At 61.3% G+C, this 18225-nt stretch carries 22 protein-coding genes; 7 read left to right on the top strand and 15 right to left on the bottom strand.

The window, feature by feature from the left end; genetic code table 11:
- Window positions 1-11: 11 nt before the first annotated feature.
- The 8 genes from ACODTJ_RS25180 to ACODTJ_RS25145 all read right to left on the bottom strand — a co-directional run bounded on the left by ACODTJ_RS25180 (window position 12) and on the right by ACODTJ_RS25145 (window position 7427).
- On the bottom strand, window positions 12-839 hold the full coding sequence (locus ACODTJ_RS25180; RefSeq protein ID WP_488850597.1) for a toxin co-regulated pilus biosynthesis Q family protein: 828 nt from the start codon (window positions 837-839) through the stop codon (window positions 12-14).
- Window positions 840-918: 79 nt separating this feature from the next.
- Window positions 919-1317, bottom strand: a complete 399-nt coding sequence (locus tag ACODTJ_RS25175) for a hypothetical protein (RefSeq protein ID WP_488850595.1) — start codon at window positions 1315-1317, stop codon at window positions 919-921.
- A gap of 304 nt (window positions 1318-1621) precedes the next feature.
- Window positions 1622-2317: a hypothetical protein gene (locus ACODTJ_RS25170; RefSeq protein ID WP_488850593.1), complete on the bottom strand. Its 696-nt coding sequence runs from the start codon at window positions 2315-2317 to the stop codon at window positions 1622-1624.
- 522 nt (window positions 2318-2839) lie between these two features.
- Window positions 2840-3310 (bottom strand): hypothetical protein, encoded by a 471-nt coding sequence (locus tag ACODTJ_RS25165; RefSeq protein ID WP_488850591.1) that lies wholly within the window; start codon window positions 3308-3310, stop codon window positions 2840-2842.
- A 38-nt stretch (window positions 3311-3348) separates the two neighbouring features.
- Window positions 3349-4545, bottom strand: coding sequence for a hypothetical protein (locus ACODTJ_RS25160; protein WP_488850589.1), 1197 nt, complete (start codon window positions 4543-4545; stop codon window positions 3349-3351).
- Between the two features lie 7 nt (window positions 4546-4552).
- Complete coding sequence (locus tag ACODTJ_RS25155) at window positions 4553-5623, bottom strand: replication initiation protein (RefSeq protein WP_488850587.1); 1071 nt, start codon at window positions 5621-5623, stop codon at window positions 4553-4555.
- A 540-nt stretch (window positions 5624-6163) separates the two neighbouring features.
- Window positions 6164-7003 (bottom strand): thermonuclease family protein, encoded by an 840-nt coding sequence (locus ACODTJ_RS25150; RefSeq protein ID WP_488850585.1) that lies wholly within the window; start codon window positions 7001-7003, stop codon window positions 6164-6166.
- Between the two features lie 49 nt (window positions 7004-7052).
- Window positions 7053-7427: a helix-turn-helix transcriptional regulator gene (locus ACODTJ_RS25145; protein WP_488850583.1), complete on the bottom strand. Its 375-nt coding sequence runs from the start codon at window positions 7425-7427 to the stop codon at window positions 7053-7055.
- 279 nt (window positions 7428-7706) lie between these two features.
- Between ACODTJ_RS25145 and ACODTJ_RS25140 the strand changes: the two genes are divergently transcribed.
- Window positions 7707-7970, top strand: coding sequence for an HU family DNA-binding protein (locus tag ACODTJ_RS25140; protein WP_488850581.1), 264 nt, complete (start codon window positions 7707-7709; stop codon window positions 7968-7970).
- A gap of 395 nt (window positions 7971-8365) precedes the next feature.
- Complete coding sequence (gene tmk, locus ACODTJ_RS25135; protein WP_488850579.1) at window positions 8366-9121, top strand: dTMP kinase; 756 nt, start codon at window positions 8366-8368, stop codon at window positions 9119-9121.
- A gap of 58 nt (window positions 9122-9179) precedes the next feature.
- Here the strand turns inward: tmk and ACODTJ_RS25130 are convergent, their stop codons facing one another.
- Together ACODTJ_RS25130 and ACODTJ_RS25125 are read right to left on the bottom strand one after the other, a co-directional pair.
- On the bottom strand, window positions 9180-9449 hold the full coding sequence (locus ACODTJ_RS25130; protein WP_488850577.1) for a PilZ domain-containing protein: 270 nt from the start codon (window positions 9447-9449) through the stop codon (window positions 9180-9182).
- Window positions 9450-9575: 126 nt separating this feature from the next.
- Window positions 9576-10094, bottom strand: coding sequence for an HdeA/HdeB family chaperone (locus tag ACODTJ_RS25125; RefSeq protein ID WP_488850575.1), 519 nt, complete (start codon window positions 10092-10094; stop codon window positions 9576-9578).
- 21 nt (window positions 10095-10115) lie between these two features.
- Here ACODTJ_RS25125 and ACODTJ_RS25120 point away from each other — a divergent pair, with 21 nt between their 5' ends.
- Together ACODTJ_RS25120 and ACODTJ_RS25115 are read left to right on the top strand one after the other, a co-directional pair.
- On the top strand, window positions 10116-10472 hold the full coding sequence (locus tag ACODTJ_RS25120) for a hypothetical protein (RefSeq protein WP_488850573.1): 357 nt from the start codon (window positions 10116-10118) through the stop codon (window positions 10470-10472).
- A 54-nt stretch (window positions 10473-10526) separates the two neighbouring features.
- Window positions 10527-11591: a hypothetical protein gene (locus ACODTJ_RS25115; RefSeq protein ID WP_488850571.1), complete on the top strand. Its 1065-nt coding sequence runs from the start codon at window positions 10527-10529 to the stop codon at window positions 11589-11591.
- A gap of 3 nt (window positions 11592-11594) precedes the next feature.
- Here ACODTJ_RS25115 and ACODTJ_RS25110 read toward each other — a convergent pair whose 3' ends face one another.
- The 4 genes from ACODTJ_RS25110 to ACODTJ_RS25095 form a co-directional block, all read right to left on the bottom strand.
- Window positions 11595-12194, bottom strand: a complete 600-nt coding sequence (locus ACODTJ_RS25110) for a hypothetical protein (protein WP_488850569.1) — start codon at window positions 12192-12194, stop codon at window positions 11595-11597.
- 109 nt (window positions 12195-12303) lie between these two features.
- Window positions 12304-12573, bottom strand: a complete 270-nt coding sequence (locus ACODTJ_RS25105; protein ID WP_488850567.1) for a hypothetical protein — start codon at window positions 12571-12573, stop codon at window positions 12304-12306.
- 65 nt (window positions 12574-12638) lie between these two features.
- Window positions 12639-12917 carry a CHC2 zinc finger domain-containing protein gene (locus ACODTJ_RS25100; RefSeq protein WP_488850667.1) on the bottom strand — a complete coding sequence of 93 codons (279 nt, stop codon included), beginning with the start codon at window positions 12915-12917 and terminating at the stop codon, window positions 12639-12641.
- Between the two features lie 346 nt (window positions 12918-13263).
- Window positions 13264-13692: a hypothetical protein gene (locus tag ACODTJ_RS25095; protein ID WP_488850565.1), complete on the bottom strand. Its 429-nt coding sequence runs from the start codon at window positions 13690-13692 to the stop codon at window positions 13264-13266.
- Between the two features lie 683 nt (window positions 13693-14375).
- Here ACODTJ_RS25095 and repC point away from each other — a divergent pair.
- A complete protein-coding gene (repC, locus tag ACODTJ_RS25090; protein ID WP_488850563.1) occupies window positions 14376-15521 on the top strand; it encodes a plasmid replication protein RepC in 1146 nt (381 codons plus the stop codon).
- Between the two features lie 244 nt (window positions 15522-15765).
- Complete coding sequence (locus tag ACODTJ_RS25085; RefSeq protein WP_488850561.1) at window positions 15766-16038, top strand: hypothetical protein; 273 nt, start codon at window positions 15766-15768, stop codon at window positions 16036-16038.
- Window positions 16039-16132: 94 nt separating this feature from the next.
- Here the strand turns inward: ACODTJ_RS25085 and ACODTJ_RS25080 are convergent, their stop codons facing one another.
- Entirely contained in the window at window positions 16133-17473 is a 1341-nt protein-coding gene (locus ACODTJ_RS25080) for an RtcB family protein (RefSeq protein ID WP_488850559.1), read from the bottom strand.
- A 258-nt stretch (window positions 17474-17731) separates the two neighbouring features.
- Between ACODTJ_RS25080 and ACODTJ_RS25075 the strand changes: the two genes are divergently transcribed.
- The gene (locus tag ACODTJ_RS25075) at window positions 17732-18007 is read left to right on the top strand and encodes a type II toxin-antitoxin system Phd/YefM family antitoxin (protein ID WP_488850665.1); all 276 of its coding nucleotides are present in this window, start codon (window positions 17732-17734) and stop codon (window positions 18005-18007) included.
- Window positions 18008-18225: the final 218 nt, after the last annotated feature.

The raw sequence follows: 18225 nt of genomic DNA, 5'->3' as shown, positions 1-18225 counted from the left end.
CGTGTGGCGTTTCACTGGCCAGCCGCGTCGGCCAGCTCATTGCCGACCACGAGCGTCTTGTTGCCGGCGAAGAAGGTTGCGGTGACCTGGGGACGGACATGGGCCATGGAGCGCAACAGCTCGTGCGCTGCTTCATGGAACGTGCCCTTGAACTGGGCACTGGAGTTCAGCGCGTAGCTGTATTCGCTGTTCCAGACGAGCTTCCACCCGGAACGGCCGGACCAATCCTCAAGGACCGCCCGCAGATTCTGACCCTCGCGCACAACGAAGGAGGCAGCGACAGGCGCCGGACCCGAGGACTTGCTCTCGTATTTCTTCCATCCGTCTCGCTCGGGCCCCCGATCGGGCTTCGCCGACACGATGACGAAGCCGGACGAAGAGACTGTCTCGACCGACTCGCGCTCGATGATCGTCTCGGTCACGCGAGCGTGGCGCGGAGCGCGGCGCTCGACATGACGTTCCGTCTGACGGGCCGAGGCCGCGCGACGAACGCGCTTCGGCTCCTCGGAAGGCTCCGCGGCCTCAGTGGCAGGCGTCGCAACCGGCTTGGCCGATTTGACGATCCGAACCGTCTCGCCCGAGATGACAGCGGCGTAGCCAGCCGAACGAGCCGCAGCGGCCAGCGACTGGCGCCAGCCGCCTCCGCTCCAGGTAGCTTTTGCTCCGGCGTCGACGCCGTCCGCGATCTCGACCTTGAACCCCTCCGGCACAATCTGGCGCGCGGCAGCGCCGATCGGGATGTCTTTCCCGAAGCCGGCTTCCTGCGCGACAGCAGGGATGGAAAGGACTGCAAACCCGGCGAGGAGCGCCAGCCGCAGGGTTCGCTTCGAAGGATGCATTACGGAATCCCCAAGGACACAAATCTAACGGTTCTTGCAGGATTGTCAGAGACGCCACAGGATCGGTCAAGGCGATCCTTCAAACTTTCGCAAGAACTACCCGTGCAGTCCTTGAATTTCCGGGGATGAGGTCCAGGCGCAAGGCTTCAAGCCCCAAACAGGCCTGAACGAGCCATTCTGGATGGCGCCCATCGTGGAACCAGTCACCGGCTCTTTGCCGCGGATAGCCCATTTCCTTGGCGAAGCGGCCGTATCCGTCGATTCCATTCCTTGCGAGCCAGGAATCAAACCAAGGTCGAGTCGGCTCAGCAAAGTTGACACGCTCGCCAAGTCCGGCGCCGCGCCAGGCCTCGTAGCCAAAAGCGCAGGCGACGACGCGAGGAGGGACTTCGCCCGCAGGATCACGCCTCCAGTTCGCCAGCGTCGGAAGAGAGACATGAAGGATTGCCGATGCGAGGTCTGGAGAATCGATTTCCATCTCCTCGCACCAACTGAACAGGTCAGACCTCGCCCAGCGAGGCAGCTCAGCCCTGGCGGCCCTGAGGATTTGACTGCTGGTCATGGTCAGGTGGCGAGCGGAGCTCGCGCTGCGGCATCGGCTGTCCAAGCCCCATAACAGACGCGCGCTCGGACATTGCGGCCGAGAAGATCGACCACAATTGCTCCGCAGGCACCCCACGCCAAAGGTTGGGGTCGCGCATGTTAAGCTTGTTCTTCATCCCTGCTCGCTAATTCGTCCAGGCTCGAACGATAGCGGCAGGGCAGGAAAGTCAGAAACGGCATCATTGCCGGATTTCGGTCATCGACGAAGGATGCACGGGCCGGCCCCAAAGATGGTCGGTGTACAGGCTCCTGAGGTTCTTCCAGCGCTCTCTGGCCCGTGATCCCTCGGGGGTCTCACTATTCATGACGCTGCGGCTCACGACACCGAGAATGGCTCGGACCGCCGCTGTCGGGAAATTATCTGGGTTCCCGGCTTCAAGCTGACGCAGGCTGTTGCGCATCTGAGCCTCCGGAACGAGCGAATCGAGACAATTCGACAGGAAGGTCCGGAAGCGCGGATCACGCCCCAGGATGCTGGCTTGAGCCGTCGGCAGCATCTGATCGAACGGGACCTTCCGACGCACCGCCGACGGAGGAACCTGCTTCTCGTTGTCAGCGATGGCGATGGCATTCAGGACCAGTGGTTCACCGGTTCGGACGCCGATCGTCAACCCGAAGAACGGATGCCGTCCGGTCACGCCGTCAGGGCCATCGTCAAGCTCGAACCGCACCATCATGCCGGTGCGATCATTTTCGGACCAGCGCAGCACCACCGCCTCGCCCTCGTAGATGACATGGCCGTACAGCCCATCGTCGAAGGGCGGGAAGGTCACCATCAGCGCGACCCGCTGCCCGGCCTCCTTGCCCGTCCGGACAATCCTGAAGGGATGAGCGCCATCTGCCCCCGGCAACTGCACCACAAGGTCGACCGTCATGCCTTGGCGGGCGCCCTGCTTCCAATCAAGCAGACGGCACGGGCCAAGGTAGAGAGAAGGGGTCTGTTGGTCGCTCACTGATCGGCCTGTTCCGGAATCGTTCACGGAAGAAACACTCTGGCGGGTGCCGGCCAGGATCAACCCTCGCCTCAACCAGGTGGTGGATAGCGAGAAGGACTCACCATCGGCGCTCAACACCGATGGGCCATGGAATCTCCATTGGTGCTCAACACCGATGAGATGAAGGCAAACGGAAGGAAGAGTCCGATGATGGGCTTCATGGTGGTTGAGCTCCGAGTCTGATGGCGACCGGAAGACCAAATACCGTCGAAATTACAGCTAGATACCGCAAGGAGTCACCATCGGTGCTGAACACCGATGGTGATAGGACTCATCATTGGTGCTCAACACCGATGATCGGAGTTGTTGAATGCTGACGGCTGGACTCACCATCGGTGCTAAGCGCCGATGGTCTAACCCATCGAGTCCGATGATTACCATTGATGGGCCGAACTCCGATGGTCAGGCCATCGATGGCTGCAAGGCGCGCGTCGTGACGGTATCGTCGATAGCGCTGACGATCGCGCTGAGGACCTCCGGGCCTAGCACAGCCGATATCTCGTCTCCGACGAGCGAAATCTGTTCGTAGCACCAGAGCCAACGCGAGGCCGCCGGATCCTCCGGAGCGGTCTTCATACGGGCGAGCCAGGCTTCGGGGGTGGGATTGGCCTGCAGTTCTGTGAGATCAGCGGCGAGAAACCCAAGCAGGTCGATATCCTGAGGGGGCGCAGCTCCGAACAGCTCAAGATCGAAGGAGGCCGTGAAGGTTGTCACGAGCTGCTCGCGGCACAGCAGCGAGGCCTCCCAATGCACTTGATGTTGGGAGAAGGACGCCGGCATTGCCGGATTGGTCTGCGCGATCGCGACCGAGAAGCCGAGCTTGTGCTCGGCCAGGAGGTCGGAAAGGCGGGTTTGAACGGGTGCCTGCTGCATTCTGATCGCGAATCCTTCGTGATCAGACCAGCCTAGTTTCAGCCGTTGAAAGTCGGAATCCTGCGAAAGCTCTGGGCTACGAGATGGAAGCCATAATCGACCACAAGATCGCGCGGAACGGCCCGCTTTCGCGTGGCGAGTGGCGCTAGCCAGGCGCGGAAGACCTCGACCTCGGCCGCGCCAAGGTTGTGGTAGTTGTCCGGCAACGCGTTGACGAAGCCTCGCGAGTCCGCGACCACAGAAAACAGGTCAGCTTCCGAGGTCAGGTTGAACTCAGGGCCAGTCAAATCTGCGAGTGCCTCGGCCGGCGTGGTGCGGACGAACTGCGTGAATTCCGTGTAGGGGAGACCGGTGTCCGGCGCGAGCGTGAGCTCGCCCTTCAGAAGCTTTTCCAGGAACAGCTGCTCGGCGGCAACCAGCAAGTCCGCATCCCAACCGACCTCGATCGCGACCGAAATCACGCCAATCATGCGGGAGATCGGGTTTCGGCGACAGGCTGCGACCGCGCGTTCAGCGACGATCACGCGCCGCTCTTGCTTCTCCATCTGCCGCACCTTCTCTGCGAGGTGCATCATCTGGGTACCGTTCATCGTGTTCAAGCGCTCGGCCGTCTGGAAACGGTATGTACGCAGCCACAGCGGAACGAAGCGCGCGCCGATATTCGGATCCATCCTGATCTGACCAGGCGGGAAATCATGCTCGATTGCCGTTGCATAAGCCGGATCCTGTGCCGCGATCTCCCGCGCTTCTGCCAGCCTCAGGCACTCGCGTGACGGATCCTTGGCGGCAGCGACGAGAAACAGGTTGGCAAGGAAGGCGTCTCGGTCGTCTGGCGAAAGCCGCGTCCGTTGCGCCCAGGCAATTTCCTGGTGCCAGACGACATTGATCATCAAGTTGACCGACTCGATGTTCCACCGGCGTTTCATCTTGTCGTAGGTGCGATACGAGACCGCGAAGGGGTCGCGAACGCGCTGGGCCAGCCACGCTCGGTAGCTTCCATCGGGATCCTGGGCGGCCGAGGCCCGGCGAGACGCATCGCAGACGACGTCGTTGAACCACTCCATATGGAGATCTGGCTCGGACATGCCGGTGATGCCATTGGTCTGGACGAATTCGACAGAGAACGCTCGCGTCTCAGCCTTCAGCCGCAAGCGTTCGCGCTGTTCGAGGAGGAAATTGGCGAGCACTTCCGGTGCGTGGAAGGTGGCTTCGGACTGGATCGTTTCAACCGACATGGAGACCTCAGTCGTTAGGAACCATCGAGACGAACAGCGCCTCGATGTCGACGCCAGTGAAGCGGTCATCGTCGCGCTTCTTCACCCGCAAGCCGAGCCAGGACAGAAACATCTCGTCGGGGTTCAGCATGCGTTGCTTGCCTTTGAATTCACGCTGCCAGGTCGTGAATTCGTCCTCGGCGTTTCCTTCGGCGCCGAGCATGCGCTTGGCCTCTTCCATGGTGTCGGAACGCAGAACGAGCGGCTCGTTCAACTCCGCATCGGCAGCGCCCGAGAACATATCGATGGTTTCATGGTCGCGAGGCCCGCGCTTGCGGATCGATGTCGTGGCCGCAGCGAGGTTGGCCGCGTCACTGATCGAGGCCGCGCTCTTCGGTACCGCGCTGAACTTGACCCCCACGACCTTCCCACCACGGCCGCCGCGGACATAGTCCACCTCAAGGCCGAACTCGGCGAATTCGTTGATCTCCTTCACGGCCGGGTCGATCACCCGCTCCCGCACGCGGTCGATCCGTCCGGCATAGCCGCCGCCGAGCTCCAGGAAGCTGTGAAATTCATCCACGGTGAAGGTCTTCGATGGCGTGAAGCGTCCAAAAACCATCCGCATCACCTCATAGAGCTTCAAGGCATGCAGTGACCGGAACTTGCCGACATTCATCCAGGAGAGGAGGGAATAGACCTTCGGGTTTGAGATATAGTCGAGCAGCAGCGGGTCGAAGGCGTAATCGAGGAATCCACCTTCCATGCTGCAGAGATCGAACGAGAGATGATGACACCGCAGCGTGTGATTTTGACCGGTCACATCGTCCCGGTAATCGACGGCGATCTTCTGGCGCCACAGCCTTTCGAGGGATTCCTTCAGCCGCTCGTTCGAGGCGTCCTGCCCCATCCCCATCAGTCGGCGCAGCTCTTCGACGCTGATCCGGTGAACCGACTGAACCTTCAGGTTGCGGTATGCATGGGCGAGAAGGAGATTGAACACCTTCCGATCCAGGAGAGTGAAATCCTCGCCTTCGGTCCTTGCGAAGATGACCTGCTCGGCCTTTTTGAACTCACGCGGCAGGCTCTGACGGGTCATCTCGGGTCGCATTCCTTTATCCCCACAAGGAGAGGTGTTTCTCCCAACATAAGTCCCAACAAAGGATTGTCAAACCTGTTGGGACTTTCTCCATGGATTGTTGTGAATAATCCATTGGCGCGCGAGTCCGATGAGATCGAATCGATGCCCAGCTCATGGGAGATTCAAGAATTGCAATTATCCACTCCATGTTGGGAGTTTGCCGGTCAATTGTTGGGACTTTCGAAATCGCGGGCGGAAAAAGCACAATAAAAACAGCAAGATGCTGATTCGAGAGGAACCCTGAATATATAAGAAGAACCAAGGCTGTTTCGGCGGGTGAAGGATCGAACTCGGAAGCGGCTGAGAATCGAGAATCAATCCTTGTTGGGAGTTTCAGGGAAGCGGTCGGAAATGGCCCCCCTTCGCGGACCATAGCCAAGAGCAGACCAGGCCCGCACCCGCGAATCGAGTCGTCCTCAGCCGGCTCACTCCGAAACTCACAACAGAAAAGGGGCCAGGCGAACCCGACCCCTTCCACAATCCCGAATGTCGAGGCGCCTATCCGCCTGCGCGAAGAGACCACGGCGGAGTGAACCTTCCCACCCACATCCCGGCCCTTGCCGCCCTCGCTGAAGCCTGTTCCGCAAGATAGACGGGGGCCACCGCCTTGGGCACCATAGCAAGGCCCTCCAGGACCAGCTGACGGCCGATATCGGTTGTCCCAACACGACAGGTAGCGGCGACGCCGCCAACGGCCTGCTGAGCGCCAACGCAGACGACCTGGTTACTCCCAACAAGGGAGACGAGCCGATCGAGCGCTCGCTGGCCGCAGTTCCAGGCAAGCCCCTTCGGATCGTGGCAAAGCTGACCGAGCTCAGGAGCATCTGCGCCATGAAGCACAACCACGTCAGGGCCAATCACCAACGTGTTGCCGTCGATCACCTTCGCCGGACCGGCAATGCGAGCGCCACGGACTTCACGCTTCTCCTGGCTGCCATTGGTCGACGGGGCAGAAGAAAGGGATGGGGCGGACTGGACTTTGGGCGCTGAAGAATCGGACCTGGCGCGGCCCTGTGTCATCACGTCGTCCGATCCCCCAACATTCCGGCTCGGCAAAGCGATGTTGGGAGAAGCGCCGAGCGACTGCTGCTGGATTTGCTGCTGGAGCAGTTGCTGCTGCTGCAGCGATTGTTGGACGCCGTAGCCGAGCGGGACCTGCCCGATGTTCCCATATCCGAGCGGCACCCCGAAGGTTGGGTTCGTAATGACGGTCGAGCCGAATCGTTGCGTCTGGCTCGGGACGTAGATCGTCGTCTGCGCAAGCGCAGGAATGGCCGCAAACACTAGGGGAGCGGCGAGAAACAATGACCGGCGCAGCATATCGAGTGCGATCTCCATGGATGAACCATGATCGGTCGCTTCGATTCTCTTGGCAATGAAGGATTGATCAGGCCGCGCGGTTCTTGCGGACGTCCGAAAGGCCCGCGTCCTGCGCCATGTCGCTGATTAGCCCGAAGGACTGCTCGACGCTGCCTCGGCCGGAATCCGTTACGTCGAACAGGCGCCGGCGGCGGCCACCACGGCGAGCGGAGGAATTGGACTCGATGGTGCTGTCGACCAGGCCTTTTTTCGAAAGGCGGTCGAGCGTGGTCATCATGGTGGTCGGGTTGCGCTGGACGCCAATCCGGGCCTCGAGGCGCTGCTGAATGGCCTGGGCCGTAGCCCGCGGACCGCATGCAATGCATGCCATCAGGACGACTTCCTCGAAGCGGCCGAGGAGAGGCAGCCGGTCTTCAAATTCCGAAGAGCAGCGCGTGACCAAAGATCTCGGAGCCAAATCAATCCGTCCATATGACAGGGAAAGTCACCGGGCGCTGTGGCCTTGGGCGACTCGAATCATGCCAGCGCGGGTCGCCTGTTGCAACAGCGAGCGATGGATAACCACGTCTCGATCCTTGAGGGAAGGGGCCGCGCTCGGTCCTTACGGTGGATGAAGCTACGAGATTCGAAGGAATAATCCTTGATGTGCTTGACACTATCAGCTCCTGGCCGCCGAATTCACAGTGGATCGCACTGGGCGATTCTTTTTCAGGAGAACTTCATGAACCGGAACGAGCTCGTGGCCTCTGTGGCCGAGAAGACCGGCCTCACCAAGGGCCAGAGCGAGGAGGCTCTGAAGGCCGTTCTCGAAACCCTCGCGACCGCGGTCAAGGCCGGCGACAAGGTCTCGCTGCCGGGCTGGCTGACCATTTCGGTCGCCGATCGCCCCGAGCGCGTCGCGCGCAACCCGTCCACCGGTGCCAGCATCACCGTTCCGGCCAAGAAGGTCGTGAAGGTGAAGCCGGGTTCGAACCTGGCGGCCTGATCGCGCGTTCGGAGTTAAGTCGAGCTGATCTTGGGGGCGAGGCGAGCCTGCCTTCGCCCCCAAAGACTTTCAGGCGGGAGATGTGCTGATGAAAGCCTTTGTGCTCGCCTTCGCTTCCGTCGTGTTGTTGACACCAGCGCGCGCTGCATCACTCGAAGGCCATGAGGTCCAGGGTTGGTCTCGATGTCAGGCGAAGGGGCTGACCGTCAGACAGGCGCAGCACCTCGCCGTGCGAGGCGAACCGGGTGCTGCAGAGCGGGGCAGGGTGGAAGCTCGGCCGGTGAAGGTCAGCAGGATCCTGAGAACCGCGCGACCAACCCTGACCGTTCCGGCTTACACAATCACGGCGCCGCGGGCGTACTTGTCCCCATTCGAGGCGAACGCGCTGGCAATCCATGTCGGCGTTCTCTGAGCGTTCAGAACCAAGCAACAGCCAGGCGCCTATCCGCCTGCAGAAGGAGACCCAGGTGGCGGGCTTTTTCGTTTCGATGGAAGGCGTTGATGGCTCGGGCAAGTCGGGTATGGCCCGACGGCTCGGAGATTGGCTTCGAGAGAAATCGATTGCCGTGGTGTCAACACGAGAGCCGGGCGGTTCCACCGGCGCCGAGCGCATCCGTGAGCTGTTGCTCGGATCCGGGGGTATTCTCGATCCGTTGGCTGAAGCGCTCCTCTTTGCCGCGGCGCGCGCCGACCACGTTCGCAAGCTGATCGTCCCAACGCTCGAAGCGGGCGGCGTCGTGATCAGCGACCGCTTCAGCGACTCGACCATCGCCTACCAGGGTGCCGGCTCGACGGTGGATATGACGGTTATCCATCAGCTCCAGGAGATCGCCGTCGGCGAGCACCGTCCCGACCTAGTGATTATCCTGGATGTGGATCCGTCGATCAGCATGGAACGCGCGCGCAAGCGGAACGGCGATGTCGGCGTGAAGGACGATCGCTTCGAAGCGGAAGGCCTCGCGTTTCACGCCCGCGTACGGGAAGGCTTCCTGCGGCAGGCAGCAACCGACCGAGGCCGTTATGTGGTCATCGATGCGTCTCGCTCCCCGGATGAGGTGTGGGGGGATGTGCTGGAGGCGTTCCTCGCCGCGGCGATGAACAAGGGGCTCGATCTGGCTTCCGACCACGCTCCAGAGCCCTCGCCGAGATAGTGAGCAATTCTGACAAAGGAAAGCCCGGCAGTGCCGGGCTTTCGCGTATGGATGATGTTCAGGCCGCCGACGGCATGAACTTCACGCCAACGGCATCAAACGTCCGCCAGACAACCTCGCAATAGCGGGATATCCCGGATCCGGCCTCGACCAGGTCGAACTCGTTCGGGAGACCGACCGTGCTCGGAAGAACGAGCCTGGCACCGGTGGTTGAAAGATCCCGGATGCGGCAATCCATCACCGAGCATTTGTCGTTGAAGACCGCTTTGGCACCCTTCACCACGCGCTGCCGGCGAGCGAAGCGCTTATTGACGATCACACCGTCCACTCGATGAACTCCATGAAACGCAAAACCACCGCCTCCGTAGCATGGAGGGCGGTGGCGTTTCATCGCAGCGTCAAGGAATAACCGTGGACGGTGACCCGTCTCTGAAGGATTGAGAGAGATCTATCCTTAAGGCTTCATTGGAAGCTTGAATTCTTTTTCGGGCAACCGAACGATGAAGGCTTCGATTGCCGGGAACACAGCCTTCTCGGGATATTTCGTGCAGTAGGCGACGATCGGCTTGGTGATGAATTCAGGCTCGATGCCTGCTAGATCGCGAACCGGCCGACCGCTGCTCATCGAGACCATGTTGAGCGCACTGGCAAAGCCGCCGACCCAAGAGATGATCGATGCGGTGCGGAACTCGTTGTCACCCATATCGATGAGCTGTTTGCAGGTCAGATTGCCGACGCCCATCACGTTTGCCTGAGAGAAAGCAGGTTGTGAAAGCCCCGCGGCCAAAAGGATTGCCGCGATGGAAATCCTACGAATTTCGTACATTTTCTTTGTCCCCCGGGCGCAAATCACCAGTTCCAACACTATTCTCATGGGAATCGTTCCGGAATCCGTAAACGAAGCGAATTTCGAGTTGGTCACAGCTTCGCGCTTGTGACGTTCGAGCTGCCGCGATTCGATCGTCGCAAGCATCGCAACTGGGATCGAGTCGATATGGATGAAGCAGAGAAGAAGAGGCGTTTCGACGCCGGGAAGCTGCCCTACAAAGGCTTCGAGATCGTCGCGAAGCGCGATTTCGGCGCGAGCATGTATTACGACCAGGGCTTCTATCGCCGGGAAGGGTTCATCGTTTCGAAGGGGATTCTGAACATGATCCCTGGCGCAGGTTGGTTCGATAGCTTGGAGGGTGCCAAGGAAGCCGCGGACATTCTGTCTATCGTCGGCGAGGAAGGCTTCAACGACGCCTATGCCAAGCTGAGGGCGGCCAAGAAGCAACTGCACGCGACATTTCTGTCTGACCTGCAGGCTGATATTGATGCAGAAGCGGCGCCGTCCGGCCCGCGTCTGTGAGAACCGCGGCGCTCAAGCTACGATCGTCCACCACTACCTGTCCGGTGACCAAGCATGCCGATCAATGACCGAACCGTCCCGGCCGACCCGGAAAAGCCTCACAAGATCGCGTATGCCATCGTCAAGGCGACGAATATGCCCATGGGGCGCGTTCGTCGTGTCGTGGCCGAGCTCTACGGCTTCTCAAGCTGGGCGGATCTCGATCGAGCGATGCGTGGCGGCCGCGACCTCCCGGATGAGGACGCACCCGCGGAGGCTGTACGCCAGCGAAGGCGCCGCCATCATGAGGTGCTCTCTCGCTACTTCTCTCTGAGCGAGAAGGAAATCGAGACCCTTGCAGCGAATCTCGCCCCGACGACGCTTGGGGACCCCGTTTTCGACTATTCTCAGGACAGGTTGCTGTTCGGCGGGGTCTCAGCCAAGGAGGTTTCCCAGGGCTACAAGGAGATGTCCGAGGCCACCGGTGTCGATGTGGAGGACGCTCTGGAAAAGATCAGAGCATCGAACCCCTGCCATGCCCGACCCTGGATCGATGCGTTGAAGACTAGCTTCGGCTTCGAGCTCAGCGAGGAGCATCCGAAGAGGAAGGGGCCGCTGGAGCATATCGCCTCGACCAGGTGGAACCAGGTTTCCTGGCCGATCTACCTATCGTCGGTCAGAGCGTCTCCTGGCGATTTCGATGATCCAATCATCCACGCAGCGCAGAAGCGGATCGCGGCCGAGAATGATCGCGCTCTTCTCCTCTTTGATCACCCCGCGATCTTCATGGTTCCGGATCGAAAGGATCCGACCACAGCAAAAGACGGGGTGATTTACGGCGGTCGCATCCTCCGCGAGGGTCGCTGGTCGGACTTCGTCCTGACCGCCGGTGGAATGGGCGCCGTGGCCCCGCAGAATATTCGCACCATCACCCAGCTGAGCCGAGGGTTCATCGCCGACCACACGACACCCGACGGGCTCAACCTCGTGGTCGAATTATCAAAGCAGACCGCGATCTACCCGACCGACGATCCGCTCATTCGGGTAGGCACGGTCCGCGGCTGGACAACGGTCATGATCTTCGACCGCTCTCAGGAGCAGATGCTGGAACATGCCGGGATGGGGGCGGGACCTCGATAAGGTTCAGAATGACGGGGCCGGCCGCATCGCCGGCATGTTGTCGCGCAGCTCCTGGGTGTGAAGCTTCATGAAGTCGTAGACGGTGTCGAGCGCCTGGGCCTGCCTCGCGGCCTGCTCGCTGAGCATGTCGTCGTCAGCGACACGCTCGGGATCGAGCGCAACCTGGCGCGCGAGATTGACGCAAAGCTTGAGCGCGGTGCCGGGATCTTCTGGAGTGTCGAACCGAGCAGGCGCGATGAGACCGATGACCTCGGTGGTCGCGGCGAGCTGGACTTGGAAACGCTCGTCCAGCTCGTCGGCGTGGTAGGAGATGAGCTCGTCCAGGTGTTCGATCGCTGCTTGTTGCTTCCCAATCTGGGCAACAAGCACGTCGTCAATCCGATCGACATTGACGAGGGCAGGCTGATTGGAGACGGCCAAGTCGAGGACGATCTGGAAGGCCTGAGAATAGCTCAGCGGATCTCGGCCCTTGCCGTCGGCGCCGACATAGATCTCGCCGCGGGTGGCGATGCTGGATCGCGGGAAGGAGCGCATCGGAGCGGAAGAACCCTCGATGCGAACGCCATATGTGGGGCGGCCTTCCGTCAGGTCGACGGCCGCCACCAGGCCAAGGCCTTCCCCCTTTACGAACACCCTATCGCCAAGCGAAATCAACGCGAATCCTCCGAAATCACGGAGGAAGGCTATGGCTGGCGTTTGCAAGCGACGAGGATCAGATCACTTCGCGGTCCCAGTCCGGGCCGATGACCTCGTCGATCCAAGTGTAGCCGTGCTTCTGCAGTTCGGCCACGATCAGCTTCTCCGTTTCCGCCAGCCCATAATCGTCGAACGACGGCGCCGCGTGTGCGATCTCGATCGCCTCCTGCGCGTGAGCTCGGATCTCGCGTTCCGACAAGCCGGGCGGCGGGAGAAACACCATGTGCGGGTTTTCGCTGCTGTCGCCGTCGGCTGCAGGAAGGCGAAGGACAATGGTCGCGGGCATTCGGGCGCTCCGTGGTTGGGACTGGAGCCAACCTACGGTGCGACGGGATCGCCCTATTTGAATTCTTATTCGCCGGTGGCCGGTTCGTGGCGGCGGATCGCATGCTTCTGCGCGAAGTGTTTGATCGCTCGGCTGTAGGCCCGAGGTTCGAGAACTGGCTTTGCGTGTGAGAATGGATCCGCTGCGTAGGGTGCGAACTTTAAGTCGTGATGGGCGCCGCCGGTGGCGAGGTAGCGCAGAACGAAGCCGAAGACGTCACCGTTCCCGCCACAGCTGAAACAGTGGAAGAAGCCGCGCCTATCGAACCTCAGGGATGGTGAACGGTCGGCCGCTCTGCAGGCCATCATGAAGGCGCTCGCGCCAGGCTGATGCGCCGGCGCAGTAACGCCGAGCCCTTGCAGCACGGTCGGCCAGGGCAGAGCGTTTATCTCCGAGAGGTATCGCCTAGTCAGCCGTGGCACTGCGTGTCCTCATATCCCTGCCCGCCTTTCGGCCGACCGCCGGAGCAGCCGCCGTTTTCCAGGCGCAAGGGCCGGACGTCAGACGTGACCGGTCTCGGGAACCGGGGGCAGGGATCGTTCCCGATCCCGGATGTGTCATTGGGCGCGCGCCCGTTGACCGTCTGCCCATGAGGTTACGGCCAGGACCGGTGCGTCTCAAGAATAGTGGATCAGGTTTTCGGGGATGAGCTCAGCGTGGGCCGGTCGCAAACCCAGGCTGGCGCTCGGCACGGCGCATCGCGATGCGGGCTTCGGTTGCGGCGCGGTTGGTGATCGAGGGACGTTCTTGATCCTTCGGCACGACCATGCCCGCCGACGTCCTGAGGCGCGCGCAGAGGTCGCGGTCCTTGCCCTTTTCCAACTGGATGAGCTTGTCGAGGAGCGGAGTGACAATCTCGGCGAGCCTACGCTGATGCTCGCTATCGGGCTTCGCGGCCCTCAGCTGCTTCACCAGGGTGCCAACGCGGGTTGCAAGCGCTCGATAGGCCTCGACATCTTCGAAGCTCCGAAAGCCCTTCGGCCCGCCGACATCACCTCGGTAAAGAACGAAATCCGGCGCGCTCTTGGCGAACCAGTTGAAGGAAACGAGCGTCGAACCGCCTGCGTAGGACCCTGCCATGAAAGCCTCCTGTGCTAGGAAGAGGCTAGGCAAAGAGCTTGAAAGTCAGCAGTGGCCCGAAACGGACGAGCCGACACCGTCTGGGGGGCAGGGGCGTCGGCTCGATCAAAAGGGGTGGCGTTGGGAACCCTGTTGATTCGCTACCGATAGCACAACATGCGCGGCCGGACGAAAGGCTCAGCCGGGAGCCCAGGTCAAGGACCAAAAACCTCGAGTCACGTGTGCCGGTTTCCACGCGTGACCGAATCGTGGCACGACACACGTGCTGACGAGAGAGTGGACCGATGCGACAGCAGAGACCAAGCCGTGAAAAGCAGGCGGAGTATCGCACTTTGCAGCGTAGCAAGGGCTTGTGTGAGGTCTCGACTTGGGTGCCTGAAGAGGCCCGCGAGGTCTTGAAGAAGATAGTGAGTGAAGGTCGCTTTGAGTCCCTGCAGGCAGCTTATGCGGAAGGCATTATTCGCCTCTCGCAGGAGAACTCAAACCAGAGAACGTAACCAGGCAAGGAAAAGCCCCGGATGCTGGAAACATCCGAGGCTTTGAGCTCTAGAGATTTGGGTCGGCAAGGCCAAACCAAACCGCTGTCCTGACAGACACGGTTATAGCCTCCCCGAATCGTCGCTGTCAACGAACATCGCCTTCGCGATGAACGCTGACCCTTGCCCTCAACAAGGGGGTCCGGGATGCAGATTGCATCGACCGGCGGCCGGCGTTTGACACGCGCCGTATTGGCCGCGCGGGAGCATAGTGTCGAAAAAGAACGCGGCGTCGCCCGAAAAGAGCTAGCGAAGGCCGCGCGCGAGGCCGAGCAGGCTCTGGAGATGCGTCCAACGCTGCGCATTGTCCTGAAGGAGCTCGCCGCCTGCTGGGGCGAGCAGGAGTTCGATGGCAGGCTGATGGTCTGGCCGTCGAACGACTATCTCATCTCGCGTACAGGGCTTTCCGAGAGGTCGATCCGGAATGCTTTGCGCGGGCTGATCGAGCTTGAGGTTATCGCCCCGCGCGATAGCGCGAACGGGAAGCGCTACGCGGTCAGGAACGCCGCGGGGACGGTGGTCGACGCCTATGGCTACGACTTGGCTCCATTGTTCGCGCGCGCTGCTGAGTTCGTCGCGCTCAACGACGCGCACAAGCGACGTCGCGACGAGCAGGATCGGCAATTCGAAGCGATCACGATCGACCGACGGGCTGCGCAGGAGGCGATCGCGGCGTTACGTGAGCAATATCCGCACCTCGCGATTGATGGTGAGGAGCACGCGTTGGAGGGGCTGATCGCCAGAACCCCCAGGCGCGGGAGCATGGCGCCGATCGGTGATCTCGTCCGAGACTATCGGGAAATTCGAGAAGCCCTTGAGCGTCGGTTTACTCAGCTAGCTTCCGGGCAAAGGCGGCATCATTTGCCGGCATTAAATAACAACAACGGATCTCCTAGCGAACCTTGTAACAAGCTTCCCAAAGAAGCTGAGCCCGTTCGTTCGAGCGAACAGCCCGTCTCCATTGGGCTGCTTTTGGAGATCTGCCCCGCGTACCGGGAGCTCGATGAGGAAATCCTCTCGGTCGACGATCTCGTGGTCGTTGGCTCTCGACTTCGAGGGACCATCGGGGCCCACAGGAGCGCCTGGCTCGAAGCCGTCGAGCAAATCGGGGCGGTTCGCGCCGCAGCCGCGGTGCTTTACGTCCTCCAGCTCCATACGGACGACGTGGCTGCTGGCTCTAACCGGATCCGAAACCCGGGAGGCTATTTCCGAGCGCTTGTCCGGATGATCGCCGATCGCCGCTTCAACCTGGATACCGAGCTTCATGCGCTGCGCCGAAGGCGGATGACGTGATCGGTGGCTGGAGGCTTCAGCGTGGACCCGGCCGCGGAACGGGATCCTCGGAGGAGGGCGGCCCCGACTTCCTCATGCGGCGAGCCATGCGCCAGATGCGCCGGCGGAGTGGGGGATCGTCGAGGCCAAGGCTGGATACCGCTGCGAACGGTGACGAGAGACGCAGCCGAACCATCTTGTGGCTTCGACATGTCAGCCTCCGGCGAAGCTCCGGAACTGGGAGCGCCAGGAGCTCCTCCCATTCGTGGTTGAAATCTCGCCCGGGCATTTGGAGCGACCGAGCCCGATGGCAGTCGCGAGCGCGGTTCAGCAGATCGGGGTCGCGAGCAAGTTCGCGCGCCACGAGGCGATGGATGATAAGCTTCGCGCGGTCGTTGGTCTGCTCTTGGTTTGCTTGGTGCAGAACCATCGCGGCCCCCGTCGGTTTGAATCGACCAGTTGGTATCGAAAAAATGCGATCCTCATCAAGCGGTTAGGAGAGAAATGGAAGAGTGCCAAGCCAATCCATGGTGACTAGTCCACCCACCGCTATCGCTGACAAAACGTTGGTGCTGTCCAAAGTTTGTATAGAATGTTTGGACAGCACTAGGTCGGTTTCGTGTCGCGCCCGGTCAGGCCTTGACCGTCAGGACAGGGCGTATCTTCGCGACGCGGCTCACCAGGCCGGCGTCGACCATCGGATCCACGACCGTCTCAATCGGTCGATAGGCTGCAGGGCTTTCCTCTTTCAGCCGGCCGGCGAGTTCTCGGAGCAAATCCGGCCGCGAACGCACGCGCTGCTCGGAGGAATCTACGGGCCCTACAATTCGGAGGAACGGGTCGATCGCTGCCACGGACCGTGCCTCCTGACGCGAAAGGCGCCGCCCAGCGCCGTGAGCGGCTGACGCCAGCCCCTCCTGCGATCCGAGACCTGTCAGCAGCCAGGTGCCATCACCCATGGAGCCAGGGAGGATGACGGGTTCGTCTGCCGCGGCTGGGCAGGCGCCTTTCCGATGCCTTGCCAGCGAGCCGGTGCGCCAGATCGCGTTGTGGGGTGCGTCATAGACGAGCCGGTGCGAGATCGGACGGTTAAGGCATTCACTCAGCGCAGCGACAGCCGTCAGACCAATGAGAAAACGGTTGCCGAATGCCGCATTTACCGCATTCGCCTGACCGTTGAGATAGCGCTCGTAAGGGATCGAGCTCGCTTCGGAGAGGATGCGCCAGTCATCGCCTGGACGGCAATCTCGCCGAAGCAGCTCTGCGGTAGTCGATCCGACGTGCTGGCCGAAATCGAGGGAGCCGGAATGGGCCACGATGACGACCGATCCCGGCTTCAGGCGGTACTCGTATGCCAGGCGGGGGTCTTCCACTCGGTCGACAATGCCGAACTCGACGAAGTGGTTTCCGCCACCTATCGAGCCAAGAATGGCGTCACGCCGAAGATCGTCTCTAAGTTCCGCATACTCGCGGAAGCCTGGGTCGATGTGCGTCGTTGCGAAGGCGCCTGCATCTGAGGTGCGGTCGAGGTCAGACCAGGCCGCGCTCATGTCCAGAGCGGCAAGCAGTCCCGCGCGCTTGCGGTCGATCGTTTCAAGCAAGCCCGGGAGGCCTTCGCGGAGGAGCGCGTGTCGGCTCGTTCCAGAAAGGGCGATGTCTCGTCCACCCTGAAAGAACTTGTGCCGCAGCACGCGGTCGAGCTTCGGTGAAAGATCGTCCTCGCCGACGCCATCTAGGACGATCATTCGCATTCCGCAGCCGATGTCGTTGCCGATCATGTGCGGCAGAACGGCACCTCGAACATCTGCCACAACTCCGACCGGAACCGGTTTTCCAGGATGGAAATCGGGCGTGGTGGCGACCGCCTCTACCGAGGCCTCGTGGTTGCCCAGGGCGGCTGGTGTTGGAAGTGCTGCCGCGAGGTCGCTAAGCGCGCGGTTGCGATGTTGCATGGGTTCGCCGGCGGCGATCACGGATCGCACGCTATGGCCAGCGCAAAGCTCGCGCCGAAAAGGCACGTTACAGTGTGTCACGGGAATCTCCGATGCCAAGGTTCAGCAGCCGCGGCGATACGGAGAGTGCAATCGGCTACCTTGCTGATCCCCGAAGGTCAAGTGACCGACATTCGGCGCGTCCAACCCAGCGTGATGGCAATCGCGGATGCCGTGCTTGCAGTGGCCGACGATTGAGGCGCCTGAATCAGTGGGCTATATTTGGATCGAGAGGTGGCTATGCGATATTCGGCCCAGGTCAAGTCGATCAGCTATCTGAAGGCCAATGCGGCCGACATCCTGCTCGATCTCGCAGAGAGGCGGGAGCCTCTGGTCATCACGCAGAATGGTGAGGCCAGGGCGGTGCTGCAGGACGTTGCATCCTTCGAGCAGACGCAAGAGACGCTCGCGTTGTTGAAGGTGCTCGCCATCGGCAATCAGGATGCCAATGCAGGAAAGACCAAACCAGCTCGCGCGGTCGTCGCAAGGTTGCGCGGAAAAGCGGCGTGTTTCTGAAAGCGCTGCAGCGCTTCCTCGTTAGCACCTCGTACCTTCGCAGCCCGGTGAGGGGGCCGGCCTGACTTGCCAACGCGAGGCGATCACGGCTGCACCGGCTGAAATCTGGTGCGGACTACGAAAGGGGCCTAGTGGCCTAGGAATAAATTCCTATCAGTTCGCAAAATAGGAACTTTCGCAATTTGGTGCGTGAGTGAGTGATCGTCTCAGGTGAGGCT

It is taken from the genome of Allobosea sp. FG18, assembly GCF_057809495.1.
Note: the sequence above shows the minus strand (reverse complement) of the source record. Positions and strands in the feature narration are given on the sequence as shown.